This is a genomic window from Streptomyces sp. NPDC050842, from assembly GCF_044456565.1.
Classification (GTDB): Bacteria; Actinomycetota; Actinomycetes; order Streptomycetales; family Streptomycetaceae; genus Streptomyces.
On record NZ_JBITGA010000002.1, the window covers coordinates 740,808 to 755,055 of the forward strand.

Consider the following 14,248-nt stretch of genomic DNA (forward strand, 5'->3'; position numbering starts at 1 on the left):
GGTGGCTTCAGCACCGCTTCAGCATGCGTTCCGCAGAGTGGGGCCATCGCATCGGACGACGGAAGGAACCCCATGAAGCGCAAACTCGTGATCGCCACCGCCACCGCGGTCGCCCTGGTCACCGGCGGCACCGCGGTCGCCCTCGCGGCCGGCGGCACCGAGTCCGCGCCGGTCCAACAGGCCCGTGCGGCGCTGGACCGGGACGACGACCGAGGCCGTGTGGCCGAGCAGGAGGCTCGGATCACTGCCGTCCAGGCGATCGACGCCGCCGTGAAGGCGCGCCCCGGCGCCGTGGTCTCCGCCGAACTGGACGACGACGCGGACGAGAACGACGACTGGGAGGTCGTGGTTCTCGGCGCCAAGGGCTCCACCACGCACACCGTGCACATCGACCCGGTGTCGGGCCGTGTCCTCGGCACGGACACCGACTCCGATGACACCGACGACGCCGGCGAAGACGCCGCGGTGAGGGACGCGAAGGTCAGCGCGCGCCAGGCGGCGCAGACCGCCGCCGCGAAGGGGTTCGTGACCTCGGTCGAGCTCACCGACGAGGACGACGCCCCCGCCACGAGTTGGGACGTGAGCGTCCGCCCGACGGATGGGGCGGAAGACGACTGGAACGTCGACGTGAAGACCGGCGCGCTGGTCGCGGACCGCGACGACAGCGACGACGGCGACGACGACTGATCGCTGCGCCGGGGCGTGGCGACCGCCCGTGTCGGTGGGCTCGTCGACCGGCCGCTCACCCGCACGGCGGACGGCGGATCATGGCGTTGACCAGGGGACTCCGTCATATAGCAAGACGAGTGGTTTAGCTCCCCGTCCGTGTGAACGCGCTGGCCCGTGGGACGCCCGTACGTCGAGTGTGTGCGCGATGAATACTCACGACACGCACACTCCTGACATCGACCCTCCCCTCGACACTCCCCTCGGCGCTCCCTCACGACGCTCCGTCGTCACGGCCACGGGTGCCTCGGCGCTCGCCGCCGGGCTCGCCGCCGCCTCGGCCGGGCCCGCGACCGCGTTAAGCCCGGCCACCGCTCCCTCGACGGTGCCCGCCGCCGTCCCGGCCGTCGCGCCGCCCGGCACCGACCCCCGGGCGTTCGCCACGGTCGCCCGCGCCATCGCCGTCTACGACGAGCACGACGAGTCGCTCGTCCCGACCTACCTGAGGATCGTCGAGAACGGCCTGCCCGCCCGCCGGGCGAAGGCCACGAAGCGGGTCCTGGTCGTCGGCGCCGGGCCGGCCGGACTCCTCGCCGCCGACCTGCTCAACCGGGCCGGCCACGACGTCGTCGTGATCGAGGCCAACGGCAACCGCGTCGGCGGCCGCATCAAGACGTTCCGCAAGGGCGGCCACGAGAACGGGGAGCAGCCCTTCGCCGACCCCCTGCAGTACGCCGAGGCCGGGGCGATGCGGCTGCCCGAGAGCCACCCGCTCCTCATGGCGCTGATCGAGAAGTTCGACCTCCCCCGCCAGGAGTTCTACCTGGTGGACGTGGAGGTCGGGAATCCGGCGAAGCAGGCCGACCGCACCTGGATCCACGTCAACGGCGTCCACATGCGCCGGGCCGACTACGAGAAGGACCCGGCGAGGATCAACGACACCTTCGGCGTCACCGGCGACCACCGGACGAAGACCGCCGCCGCCATCCTCGCGGACGCCCTCGAACCCGCGCGCCGGCTCGTCCGGGACAAGGAGGGGACGGCCCTCGTCGACGGCTGGGTCGAGATCCTCCGGACGTACGGCCACTGGTCCATGTACCGCTACCTCACCGAGGTCGCCGGACTCGACACCCGCACCATCGACCTCGTCGGCACCATCCAGAACCTGACCTCGCGGCTGCACCTCTCCTTCATGCACAGCTTCCTGTCCGCCGCGCTGATCGACCCGAAGACGAAGTTCTGGGAGATCAAGGGCGGCACCGCGCTGTTCGCCGACGCGCTGTACGCGCCGGTGAAGGGGAAGGTGCGGCTCGACCGGCGCGCCGTACGGATCGAGCGGAGCGGCGGCAAGGTCCGGGTGCACACCGTCTCCGAGGACCAGCAGACCGGCGGGGAAGGCGTCACGGAGGTCTTCGAGGGCGACGAGGCGATCGTCACCGTCCCCTTCTCCGGCCTGCGGCACGTGACCTTCGACCCTCCGCTGGCCTACGGCAAGCGCCGGGCGATCACGGAGCTGCACTACGACGCGGCGACCAAGGTGCTGCTCGAGTTCTCCCGGCGCTGGTGGGAGTTCACCGAGGCGCAGTGGAAGGAGGCGCTCGACTCCATCGAGGACGGGCTGTACGAGCGGTACCGGGCGGGCGGGGTCGCGCACGGCGACTTCCTCGGCGCGCACCGGTCCGTGAAGGACCTGGGGGTGACGGTCCCCGACGCCGTCAAGGAGTACTTCTCCGTCTTCCGTCCGGTCGCGGGGCGCGAACCGGAGGCGTCCCATGTGCGGGGCGGCGGCTCGGTCAGCGACAACGCCAACCGCTTCATGTACTTCGAGCACGCGGCGCCCATGGAGGGCAGCGACGGAGGCATCATGCTCGCCTCCTACAGCTGGGCCGACGACGCCCTGAAGTGGGACGCGTTCGCCGACGAGGAGCGGTACCTGCGGGCGCTCGCCGGCGTACAGGCCGTCTTCGGCCGCCGCTGCGAGGTCTTCTTCACCAACAAGTGCAGGACCCAGTCGTGGATGCGTGACCACTACGCGTACGGGGAGGCCTCGGTGCTCTTCCCGGGGCAGCACACCGAGCTGTTCCCGGACGTCCCCACGTCCGAGGGACCGCTCCACTTCGCGGGGTGTCACACGTCGATCAAGCCCGCGTGGATCGAGGGCGCCCTGGAGTCCGCCGTCCGTACGGCCTTGAAGGTCCACACGGGCTGACGAGGTGGTCCCCGGGTGAGGGTCACCGGACCGGTGGCCCTCACCCGGGGGTGAGTTCGCCGCTGAGCTTTCCGTGGAGGGCGGCGCTGGGCGCGTTGAGGCCGATGATCTCCACGGTCTTGCCGCGCTGGGCGTACCGGGTCTCGATGGCGTCGAGGGCGGCGACGGAGGAGGCGTCCCAGATGTGGGTGGCCGACAGGTCGATGACGACCTTGTCGGGGTCGGTGGCGTACGCGAAGCGGCTGACGAGGTCGTTGGAGGAGGCGAAGAACAGTTCGCCGGTGACGCGGTAGACGACGGTGGTGTCGTCGGGGTCGGTGACGGCCGTGACGTCGGCGAGGTGGGCGACGCGCCGGGCGAAGATCACCATGGCGGTGATCGTGCCGCCGACGACGCCCACGGCGAGGTTGTGCGTGGCCACCACGCAGACGACGGTGATCACCATGACGGCGATCTCCCCGGCGGGCATCCGCCGCAGCGTCTTCGGCGCGACGGAGTGCCAGTCGAAGGTGGCGAAGCAGACCATGACCATGACGGCGACGAGGGCGGCCATGGGGATGTCGGAGACGACCGGGCCGAAGACGATGCACAGCACCATCAGGAACGCTCCGGACAGGAACGTCGAGAGGCGGGTGCGGGCGCCGGAGACCTTGACGTTGATCATCGTCTGGCCGATCATCGCGCAGCCGCCCATGCCGCCGAAGAAGCCGGTCACGATGTTGGCGATGCCCTGGCCGATCGATTCGCGGGTCTTGCTGGAGCGGGTGTCGGTGATCTCGTCGACCAGCTTGGCCGTCATCAGCGACTCCATCAGGCCGACCAGCGCCATCGCGAGTGCGTACGGGGCGATCAGCGTGAGCGTGTCGAGCGTGTACGGCACGTCGGGCAGGCCGGGGGCGGGCAGGGCGGACGGCAGGGCGCCCTTGTCGCCGACCGTCGGGACCGCGATTCCGGCGGCGACGGTGATGACGGTCAGGATGACGATCGAGACGAGCGGGGCCGGGACGACCGTGGTGACCCGGGGGAAGAACACCATGAGCGCGAGCCCGGCGGCGACCAGCGGGTAGACGGCCCAGGGCACGTCCCTCAGCTCCTTGATCTGGGCCATGAAGACCAGGATCGCGAGCGAGTTGACGAAACCGACCATCACCGAGCGAGGGACGAACCGCAGGAGCTTCGCCACCCCGAGCGCCCCGAGGGCGATCTGGAAGACACCGGCGAGGATGACGGCGGCGATCAGGTAGCCGAGCCCGTGCTCGCGGTTCAGGGGCGCGATGACGAGGGCGACGGCCCCGGTCGCGGCCGAGATCATGGCCCGCCGGCCGCCGACGACCGAGATCACCACGGCCATCGTGAAGGAGGCGAACAGTCCGATCGCCGGGTCCACTCCCGCGATGATCGAGAACGAGATCGCCTCGGGTATCAGCGCGAGGGCGACGACCAGGCCGCCGAGCACCTCGGTGCGCCAGACCCTCGGGTCGCGCAGCCAGTCCGGCTTCAGGCCGCGCAGACGAGCGACCAGGGACACGACGGAAACGGAGGAGGACAAGGGAAGAGGAACCTGTCGTGCTCGGGCACACCCGCCGGCAACGGGCGACGCGGGAGGGCGGGGCGGGGGCGGGAGGGCGGAACGGGCAACTCTACCGCGAGGCGAGGACGGCGATCCTTGTCCACCGACCGGTGGACACGAGGTTCAACCGGCCGAGCCTGTCGGCGGGACGGCGCCGACGGCGAGGCTGTGACGCATGACGAACCCCACCGTACGCATGGCTCGGTACAGCGCCCGGCACCCCTGGCGCGCGCTCATCGGCTGGATCCTCTTCGTGGCCCTCTGCCTCGGCACGGGCCTGGCCCTCGGGGCCGTCCCCGCCACCACCGAGGACTTCCGCATCGGCGAGGCCGGCCGCGCCGAGGCCCTCGCCGCCGAGGGCGGTCTCCAGCAGAAGCCGCTGGAGCGGGTCATCATCCAGGCCGCCCCGGGCACCGGCGCCTTCGACCGGGCCGAGGCCGACGCCGCCGCGCGCGAGGTCGTCGCCCGGATGCGACAACTGCCCGAGGTGCTGTCCGTCGCCGACCCGGTCGCGGACGCCCGGCGCACCACGCTGCGCGTCGACGTCACCATGAAGGGCGCCGAGTTCGAGGGGAAGCAACACGTCGACGCGTTGCTCGCGCAGACCGCCGAAGTCCAGGCCGCGCATCCGCGGCTGCGCGTCGAGGAGGTCGGCAGCCCCTCGATCGGCAAGGGGGTCGACAAGCTCCGCGGCGACGACCTCGCCCGTACCGAGGTCATCGCGCTCCCCGTCACCCTGATCACCCTGCTGATCGTCTTCGGCTCGGTCGTCATGGCCGTCGTACCGCTGCTGCTCGCGCTGTCCTCGATCGTGGCCGCCGTCGGCCTGTCGATGGTCGCCTCGCACGTCTTCCCCGACGCCGGGGTCGGCACCAACGTCATCCTGCTGATCGGCCTGGCCGTCGGCGTCGACTACACCCTCTTCTACCTCAAGCGGGAGCGCGAGGAGCGGGCCCGGACCGCCGGCGGGCGTCGCTCCACCCAGGCCGTCGTGGAGCTCGCCGCGGCGACCTCGGGCCGGGCCGTGGTCGTCTCCGGACTGGCCGTCGCGGTCTCCAGCGCCACGCTCTACCTCGCGGACGACGTCATCTTCTCGTCCATCGCCACCGGAGCCGTCGTCGTCACCCTGGTCGCCGTCCTGAGCTCGCTGACCGTGCTGCCCGCGCTCCTCGCCCTGCTCGGCGAGCGCGCCGAGCGCCGCGGGGCCCGCAAGAAGGCTCGCACGGAGGCGAAGGCCGCAGCCCGCGCCGCCGCCGGCAGGCCCGTACGGCGCCGCGCCCTCCGCACCCCGGGTTCCGCCCGGACCGGCGGCGGCCGGATCACCGCCGCGGTCCTCCGCCCCGTCGCCCGGCACCCCGCCGTGACGCTCGCCGTCTCCTCCCTCGCCCTCGTCGCGCTCGCCCTGCCCGTCCTGAACATCACCATCACGGAGATGAGCCGCGAGACGCACTCCCGCGCCATCCCGGCCATGCGGACCTACGACCGGCTGCTGACCGCGTATCCCGAGCTCAGGTCGATGCACCAGGTCGTCGTGCGGGCGGACGCCGAACGGGCCGGGGACGTCGCCGGCGCCCTGCGGGAGCTCGCCGGCCGCGCCGCGGCCGAGGACCCCGCGATCGGCGGCACGCCCGTGGTGCGTACCTCCGCCGACCGCCGCATCACCCTCCTGGAGATGCCGGTCCACCGCTCCGTGAACAGTCCGGAGGCCCGCGTATCGCTCGACCGGCTCCGCGGCACCCTCGTACCGGCGACCGTCGGCGCGCTGCCCGGCGCCGAGGTGGCCGTCACCGGCGAGGTCGCTCGTTACGCCGACTACCCCGCCCATCAGAAGCGCAAGCTGCCGCTCATCGTGGGGGCGCTGCTGCTCGTCACCTTCGCGATGACCGTGTGGGCGTTCCGGTCGGTGGTCCTCGGCCTCGTCGGCGTCGTCCTCAACCTGCTCTCCGCGTTCGCCTCGCTGGGTGTGCTCGTGCTGGTCTTCCAGAACGAATGGGCCGAGGGGATCCTCGACTTCACGTCCACGGGCTCGATCGGATCCCGGGTCCCGCTCTTCCTCTTCGTGATCCTCTTCGGGCTCTCCATGGACTACCAGGTGTTCGTGATCAGCCGGATCCGCGAGGCCCGCCTCCAGGGCACCCCCACCCGGCAGGCGGTCCTCGACGGCCTGTCCTCCTCCGCCGGGGTGGTCACCAGCGCGGCCGTGGTGATGGTGACGGTCTTCGCCAGCTTCGCCGCGCTGCACCTCATCGAGATGAAGCAGATCGGGTTCAGTCTGGCGGTCGCCGTCCTCCTCGACGCCTTCGTGATCCGCATCCTGGTCCTGCCCTCCCTGATGCTGCTGCTCGGCGAGGCCAACTGGTGGCCCGCTCGCGGAATGCGGCCCACGGGGAGGCCCGGGCGGACGGAGCGTCAGCCGGTGTCCGTAGGCTGACCGGATGAGCGAGCGGATCACCGAGCGGATGACCGACCGTACGACTCCACGGACGGCCGAGCGGCCCGCGCTCACCGCGCTCCGGCGCTGGTACACCGCCGCCTGGCTGCTCCTGGGTCTGATCCCCTCGGTCATCGCCGTCGGCAACGACTCGAGGCCCGGCAAGTGGGCCTCCCTGGCCCTGGTCGGACTGGCCCTCGCCTACACGGCCGTCCATCGCGCCCGGGACCACCAGCCGGTCTACCTCGGAGTCCTGGCCGCCGGTCTGGGCGTGATGGCGGCCCTCCCCGGCGGCGGCGCGGCCCTGCTGATCGTCGCCCTCCCCCAGTTCTGGTTCCAGACGCTGGGGCGGCGGGCCGCCGTGCTGTTCAGCGGCGCCGCCGCCTCGGCCACGGCCGCGGGGAGCCTGCTGCGCGACTCGCCGGGGAACGCGGTCGCGGCCCTGACCGGCTACGGGATCTCGGTCCTGGCGGGCATCCTGCTCCACCGCCTGATCGCGGACAGCGAAGCCCGCGCCACCGCATTGGCCGCCGAACTGTCCCTGACCCAGGAACAGTTGGCGGACGCCCATCGCCGCCAGGGCGCGGCCGACGAGAGGGAGCGCATGGCCCGCGAGATCCACGACACCCTCGCCCAGGGGTTCGCCTCGGTCATCGTCCTCGCCGAGGCGGCCCGGGCCGGCCTCGGCGGTGATCCGGAGCGCACCGCGCAGCAGCTCCGCTCGATCGAGGAGACGGCCCGCGAGAACTTCGCCGAGGCCCGGGTCCTGGTCGGCTCGGCCCCGCACAGCGGGCTGACCCCCGGCTCGGTGGTACCGACGCTGCGCCGCACCCTGGAGCGCTTCGCCCAGGACACCGGGGTCGTGGTGGAGGCGGAGCTCCCCGAGGACGTCGACTGCGACCAGCAGACGCGGATCGCGCTGCTGCGCTGCACCCAGGAGTCCCTGGCGAACGTCCGGAAGCACGCCGACGCGAGCACCGTCGGCGTGGTCCTCGCCCAGTACCCGCACGCCATCGAGCTGGAGATCACGGACGACGGGCGGGGCTTCGTGGTCGAGGAGTCGCGCGGCTTCGGTCTGGACGGGATGCGCAAGCGGCTCGCCGAGCTCGACGGCGAACTGACGGTGACGAGCTCGGTCGGGGACGGCACCCGCGTCCTCGCGACCTTCCACACGAACGGACAGAACTGACATGCAGGCAGTACCCGAACCGCTGACGCCCGCGACTCCGGCCCCGGCCCCGATCCGGGTCGTGGTCGTCGACGACCACACCGTGATGCGCGCGGGAGTGGTCTCGCTCCTGGCGCCCGCCGCGGACATCGCCGTCGTCGGCGAGGCGGGCGACGGCCGAGCGGGCGTCGAACTCGTCGAGCGGCTGACCCCCGACGTGGCCCTGGTCGACCTGCGCATGCCGGTCATGGACGGGGTCGCCGCGACCGCCGCCGTCACCGCCGGCCCCGCCCCGACCCGGGTGCTCATCCTGACCACGTACGACACCGACGTCGAGATCGAGCGTGCGGTGGAGGCCGGTGCCATCGGCTATCTGCTGAAGGACACCACCGGTGAGCAGCTGGCCGAGGCCGTACGCGGCGCCGCCCGCGGGGAGACCGTCCTCGCCCCGCGCGTCGCCGAACGCCTGGTCGCCCGGATGCGCCGCCCGGCCCCGGTCGTCCTGACCGCGCGGGAACAGGACGTGCTGGGGGCGGTGGCCGACGGCCTGTCCAATGCCGAGATCGGCAGGCGCCTGGTCATCGCCGAGGCGACGGTCAAGACCCATCTCCTCCGCGTCTTCGCGAAGCTGGACGTCAGCGACCGTACGCGCGCGGTGGTCGTGGCCCTGGACCAGGGCCTCCTCCCGGACCGCGAGCCGCCCCGCTAGCCGGGCGGCTCAGGCCGGGCTCAGGACTGCCGTCGGACGAGCAGCAGGGCGACGTCGTCGGTGCGGTGCGCGGCGTCCGTGACATGGCGGATCAGCTCGTCGGCCAGCGCCTCCAGGTCCTGGTTCGGGGACCTGGAGAGGCGATCGGCGAGCTCCCTCGTGGCGGTGCCGATGTCGGCGCCGGGTGTCTCGACCAGCCCGTCGGTGAAGAGGACGAGGACGGAGCCGGGCTCCCAGGGCGCGTCCGCCGTGGTGTACCCCACGTCTTCCGCGATCCCGAGGAGGAGGCCCGGCGGCACCCCGACGGGGTCGGTACGACCGTCGGGGCGGCGCAGGAGGGGCGGTGGGTGGCCCGCGGTCGCCAGCCGCAGCCGGTGGCGGACGAGGTCGAGCTCGACGATCAGGCAGCTGGTGAAGCGGTCCGGGTCGAGGTCGTTCAGGAGCCGGTTGGTGCGGGCGAGGATCTCGCCCGGGGACACGCCGTCGGTCGCGTGGGCGTGGACGGCGATGCGCACCTGCCCCATGAGGGCCGCGGCGTTCGTGTCGTGCCCCTGCACGTCGCCGATGACGGCGATGACCCTGTCGGGAGGCGCGTGGATGAGGTCGTAGAAGTCCCCGCCGACGTCCATGCCGTGGCCCGCGGGCAGGTAGCGGGTGGCGACGGCCACCCCCGGGAGCGGCGTGAGGCCGTGCGGGAGCAGGCTCGTCTGGAGGCTGCGCGCGAGGGAGTGCTGGGCGTCGTAGAGGCGGGCCCTGGCGAGGGCCTGGGCGATCAGTCCCGCCAGGGAGGTGAGCAGCGCGCGCTCGGCCGCGGGGAAGGGGCGCGGCCGGGCGTACGAGAGGATCAGGGAGCCCACGGGCCGGCCGGAGGCGATCAGGGGCAGGAACGCCCACGCGTTGCGGCCCTCGTAGCGCGGGGCGTGCGGGTGGGCGCGGTGGAGGTCCTCGAAGGTGGGGAAGAAGACGGGCACGCCGGTGGCGAGCACCTGGGCGTCGGCGACGTCCGCCGTCAGGGGCGTGCCGTCGAAGCGGTCGATGAACTCCTGGTCGTAGCCGCGGTGGCCGATGATGCGCAGTCGCCCCTCGTCCGCACTCATCAGGACGAGGCCGTGGGGGCCGAAGGCGGGCACGATCTGGTCGGCGACGAGTTCGACGACCTCGTGGACGCCGGCCGCTTCGGCGAGGGTCGCCGCGAAATGCATGAGGTGGTAGACGGCGGACGCGCCCACGGGCTCGACGTACGGCGCGCCGGGCGCGGGTGCGGGGGCCGGCGCGACGGCGCCGGTGGCCTCGTCCCCGTCCCCGCCCCCGCCCGTGGCGGCGGGCCCGGGTGTCGGGGTGATGTGGACGCTGATCCCGGTGGCGTCGGGGTAGAGGTCGAAGAGGAGCCAGGCCCCCGGCCGTCGCCGGACGGTGAACGACACCGGCCGGCGGGTGACCACCGCCGCGCGGTAGCGGTCCTCGAAGACGGGGTCGTTCAGCCAGAGGAGTACCTCCCACGGCCGTCTGCCGAGCAGTGCGGCCGCTCCGGCGTCGACCAGCTCGACGGCGGCCGTGTTCATGAAGGTGATGCGTCCGTCGAGGTCCAGGGCGCAGCAGCCCACGGGCAGGCGCTCGGCGAAGTCGACGGTTGCCGCGGCCAGGGCGGGGTCGGCCTCGGAGGGGCGCGCCGGGTGCACGACGCGCGGCTCCTCGGGGTAGGACGGCGGGTCCTGTTCGGCCGCCCGCCGCAGGAGCCGTGCCGCACGGCGGGAGGAGAGGTCGAGCGTCTCGCGCTCGTGCTCGTCGAGCTGGGGCGGATGCCAGACCGGCCACAGGAGGACGACGCCGCCCCACACGGTCGTGGCGTCGGCGATGGGGGCGGCCGCCAGCAGGAAGTCGTACGGCAGCACGATCCCCAGGCGCGGATAGCGGCGGGCGATCTCCTCCCGGCCTCCCAGCCACACGAGCGTCCGGTCGCGCATGGCGTCGGCCACCGGGATCGGGGCGTCGGCCGGGATGCGGACCCACGGGGCGGCGATCTCCCGGGACACCCCCGACACCAGGGTGAGCCGCAGGTTCCGGTCACCCGGCACCCGCACGTACACAAGCCCGATCGACGCCTCGGTGTCGCGCATGACGTCGGCGAGGACGGCGTCCATCAGCCCCCCGGCGAAGACGTCCTCGGCGTCCGCTCCCGTGGGCTCTCCCACGTCACCCATGTTCGGACCATACGTCCGCCGCCTCACGCCCGCACGGCAAGCCGGCCCCGGTCCCGGGGCGGGCCTGCCGTGCGGGCGACGTGGGCCCGCCGCTGCTCCCGGCGGGCCCCTCGCCTACAGGACGCCGAGGTCGCCGAGGATCTCGTCGGCCGCGCGCCGGCCCGACTCGGCGCCCCCCTCCATGTAGCCCTGGGCCACTTCGGAGGTGTGCTCGCCGGCGAAGTGGGTGTTGCCCTGGCGGACACCCTCGTAGCCCGCGTACCGGTGCGCGTACCCGGTGGGCCAGGCGGAGTACGAGCCGCCCGCGTTCGGGTTGAGGGGCCAGGCGGCGAGTGTGGCCTTGCCGGTCCAGTGGGCGGTGAGGCCCGGGAAGACCGGTTCGAGCTGGGTCAGCGCCTCCTGGGCGTAGGCGGCGATCTGTGGGTCGGCGGCCGTGCGGAAGGGCGTGGACGGGGTGTAGTCCGCCGCGCGGCTGCCGCCCGTGTAGACCGTGAGGATGCCCTTGCCGCCGGGCTGGGCTCTGCTGGAGTCCCAGGAGGTCTGGTAGCCGGTGTCGGTCATCGTGCTGCCGGTGGCGGTGCCCCAGGGGCCGGAGGCGTTCCAGTGCCGGGTGTCGAACTGCATCGACAGCTTGCAGTTCTGTCCCATCGACATCGCCGCGATGCCGCCCCGCTTGCGGCTGTCGAATCCGGCGGTGGACAGGTCCAGCTGCTGGAGGACGCCGACCGGCAGGGCGAGCACCGTGTGGTCGGCGAGCACCGTCTGCGGACAGCCGTCGACGAGGAAAGTGAGCGCCTGGCGGCCGCCCGCCGCGGCCGCCACCTTCGTGAGCCGCCGGCCGTGGCGTACGGTCCCCGGGGGCAGGGCGGCGGCGATGGCCTGCGGGATCCGCTGGTTGCCGCCGCGGACGCGGTAGCGGGTGTCGCTCTCCCCGAAGAGGGCGAAGCCGTTGGGGGTGGGCTGGTAGGCGAGGAGGCCCGATGATGCCGAGCGCCGACGAGGCGTTGGTGTCCACGCCGAACTCGGTGGTGTAGGCGACGTCGAGGAGCTGCCCGAACGGCGAGCCGTGCCCGCCCGGGACGCGGGTGGCGATCCACTCGTGGATGGTCATGTTCGAGAGGGCCACGGCGCCGGGGCTGTTGGCGGCGTTCCAGGCCACGGGCCAGTTGAAGGTGGCCTCGTCCTGCTGGAGGACCGGCTTGAGCTTCTTGAAGTCGGCGCTCGCCTGGGCGTAGGTGTAGTACGCGCCGTCGAAGCGGTACACCTCCGTGGCGCCGGTCGGCTCGGCGGCGCGCAGGTCGTCGAGGGGCAGGCCGAAGCGGGAGGCGAGGGACTGCATGAGGACGTGTCCGGTGTCGATCATCTCGCCGCCCCACTCGGAGCTCTGCCCGTCGCCCCAGTAGGAGCCGGCGGGGTTCGAATAGATCCGGCCGCCGACCCGGGTGTCGGCCTCGTGGACGGTGCAGGCGATGCCGTGGTCGGCCAGCTGGAGGGCCGCGGTCAGGCCGGCGATGCCCGCGCCGACGATCGCGATGACGGGCGGGGTGGCCGTGTCGGCGCGGGCGGTGCCGGCCGCGCCGACGGCGGTCGTGGCGGCCAGGCCCGCGCCGGCGGCGAGCCCGCCGAGGACGGTGCGGCGGGAGGGTCCCCCGGTGGTCCGGGGGTCGGTGGAGTGCTCGGCGACGATCCGGCGCAGCATGCGGGCCGGTGCGGTGCGTGCCATGTACGGCTCCTTCCAAGGGGGGCCGGTTCCCTGGGGAGGGGAACCGGGAGCGGCGGTGGCGCGGTGTCACCGCCGACGAGGAGAGGTGCCTCGCGCGGGGGCTCGGGTGGCGGACCCCTCAGGGGTCAGCCCTGGTAGCGCGCGGGGCGGCGGTGCGGCCAGCGGTTCAGGTCCTCCAGTTCGGCGGCGACCCTGATGAGGGCGGCCTCGTCCCAGGGACCGGCGATCAGCTGGCTGCCGACGGGGAGGCCCTCGGCCGAGGTGAAGGTGGGCAGGCTGATCGCGGGCTGTCCGGTGATGTTGCAGATCGAGGTGAAGGAGATCATCCGCGTCTCGGTGGTGCGCGGGCCGCCGGGGTCCGCGTTGGCCTCCTTGAGCAGCGCGTCCACTTCCGGTGGCAGGCAGGCCATGGTGGGCGTGAGCAGCAGGTCGAACTCCTTGCCCCATTGGGCGCGGACCGCCCTTGCCTCCTCGGCGAGCAGGTTCGCGGCCCTGGTGTACTCCCCGGAGTGCCGGCCCGCGGCCCGGTCCATCCGGAACCGCAGGTGCGGCTCGGCGAGTTCGGGCTTCTGGTAGGGCGCGGCCCAGAGGGCGGCGTCCAGGACGGTCTGCGCGTATCCGGTGATCGCCTCCTCGCTGAAGAAGCGAGGGGAGGCGGGGGCGACGTAGTGGCCGAGGGAGGCGAGCAGCCGGGCGGTGTGCTCGGCGGCCTCGACGCACTGCGGGTCGACGGGAAGCCCGGTGGGTGCCTCGGTGAGCAGGCCGATCCTGAGGCGACCGGCGTCACGGCCGACCTCGTCGAGGTAGGGCCGGTCGGGGGCGGGTGCCTGGTACATGGCGAGTCGGTCGGGTACGGACATCGCGTCGAGCAGTGCGGCGGCGTCGCGGGTGGTACGGGTGATGGCGCCCTCGACGGTGGCGTGCTCCCAGCCCGGCACCTGCTGGGGGACGCGGCCCCTGCTCGGCTTCAGGCCGAGCAGGCCGCAGGAGGAGGACGGCATGCGGATCGAGCCTCCTCCGTCGTTGGCGTGGGCGACGGGCGCGAGGCCGGCGGCGACGGCCGCGGCGGCGCCGCCGCTGGAGCCGCCGGAGGAGTGGGCGTGGCTCCAGGGGTTGCGGGTGCTGCCGAAGCGGCGGTTGTCGGTGGTCGAAAGAAGGCCCATCTCGGGCGAGTTGGTGCGGCCCATGAGGAGGAATCCGGCGTCGAGCAGCCGACTGATCACGGGCTCGGTGAGAGTACGGGGGCGGTCGTCGACCCCGTACGAGCCGTACGTGGCGGGCTGGCCCTCGACCTGGGTCAACTCCTTGACGGGGACGGGAACTCCGTGGAACGGCGCGAGGGGTCCACCGTCGACGACGGCCTGTTCGGCGCGGCGGGCGGCGGCGCGGACGGCCTCCTCGTCGAGCCAGGTGAACGCGGCGAGTTCGCCGTCGTGTTCCGCGATCCGCCGGAGGTAGGTCTCGGCGATCTCGACGGGGCTGAGGTCGCGGCGGCGGATCGCCGTCGCGAGGTCGGTGGCTGAGGCGAACGGGTCCATGGTGAGCGGCTCCGAGTGGGGTGGGGGCGGTCG

Annotated in this window: 8 protein-coding genes and 2 pseudogenes; 5 read left to right on the forward strand and 5 right to left on the reverse strand. The window is 73.0% G+C overall.

Going from position 1 to position 14,248, the window contains the following annotated elements:
- Positions 1-72 precede the first annotated feature (72 nt).
- Positions 73-687, forward strand: coding sequence for a PepSY domain-containing protein (locus ACIBG6_RS08550; protein WP_399221819.1), 615 nt, complete (start codon positions 73-75; stop codon positions 685-687).
- Between the two features lie 187 nt (positions 688-874).
- The gene (locus ACIBG6_RS08555; RefSeq protein WP_399221820.1) at positions 875-2,875 is read left to right on the forward strand and encodes a flavin monoamine oxidase family protein; all 2,001 of its coding nucleotides are present in this window, start codon (positions 875-877) and stop codon (positions 2,873-2,875) included.
- Between the two features lie 40 nt (positions 2,876-2,915).
- On the opposite strand, the gene ACIBG6_RS08560 is transcribed toward ACIBG6_RS08555, so the two are convergent.
- Complete coding sequence (locus ACIBG6_RS08560; protein ID WP_399221821.1) at positions 2,916-4,403, reverse strand: SulP family inorganic anion transporter; 1,488 nt, start codon at positions 4,401-4,403, stop codon at positions 2,916-2,918.
- A 217-nt stretch (positions 4,404-4,620) separates the two neighbouring features.
- Here ACIBG6_RS08560 and ACIBG6_RS08565 point away from each other — a divergent pair, with 217 nt between their 5' ends.
- The 3 genes from ACIBG6_RS08565 to ACIBG6_RS08575 are packed head-to-tail and all read left to right on the forward strand — an operon-like array spanning position 4,621 to position 8,753.
- On the forward strand, positions 4,621-6,876 hold the full coding sequence (locus ACIBG6_RS08565; RefSeq protein WP_399221822.1) for an MMPL family transporter: 2,256 nt from the start codon (positions 4,621-4,623) through the stop codon (positions 6,874-6,876).
- A 28-nt stretch (positions 6,877-6,904) separates the two neighbouring features.
- The gene (locus ACIBG6_RS08570; RefSeq protein ID WP_399221962.1) at positions 6,905-8,065 is read left to right on the forward strand and encodes a sensor histidine kinase; all 1,161 of its coding nucleotides are present in this window, start codon (positions 6,905-6,907) and stop codon (positions 8,063-8,065) included.
- A 1-nt stretch (position 8,066) separates the two neighbouring features.
- Entirely contained in the window at positions 8,067-8,753 is a 687-nt protein-coding gene (locus ACIBG6_RS08575) for a response regulator (RefSeq protein WP_399221823.1), read from the forward strand.
- A 20-nt stretch (positions 8,754-8,773) separates the two neighbouring features.
- On the opposite strand, the gene ACIBG6_RS08580 is transcribed toward ACIBG6_RS08575, so the two are convergent.
- The 4 genes and pseudogenes from ACIBG6_RS08580 to ACIBG6_RS08595 form a co-directional block, all read right to left on the reverse strand.
- Complete coding sequence (locus ACIBG6_RS08580) at positions 8,774-10,954, reverse strand: SpoIIE family protein phosphatase (protein WP_399221824.1); 2,181 nt, start codon at positions 10,952-10,954, stop codon at positions 8,774-8,776.
- A gap of 114 nt (positions 10,955-11,068) precedes the next feature.
- Positions 11,069-11,884, reverse strand: a pseudogene (locus ACIBG6_RS08585) (flavin monoamine oxidase family protein); the annotation flags it as partial.
- Positions 11,885-12,176: 292 nt separating this feature from the next.
- Positions 12,177-12,677: pseudogene (locus ACIBG6_RS08590) on the reverse strand (FAD-dependent oxidoreductase); the annotation flags it as partial.
- Between the two features lie 125 nt (positions 12,678-12,802).
- Positions 12,803-14,215 (reverse strand): amidase, encoded by a 1,413-nt coding sequence (locus ACIBG6_RS08595; RefSeq protein WP_399221825.1) that lies wholly within the window; start codon positions 14,213-14,215, stop codon positions 12,803-12,805.
- Between the last annotated feature and the right edge of the window lie 33 nt (positions 14,216-14,248).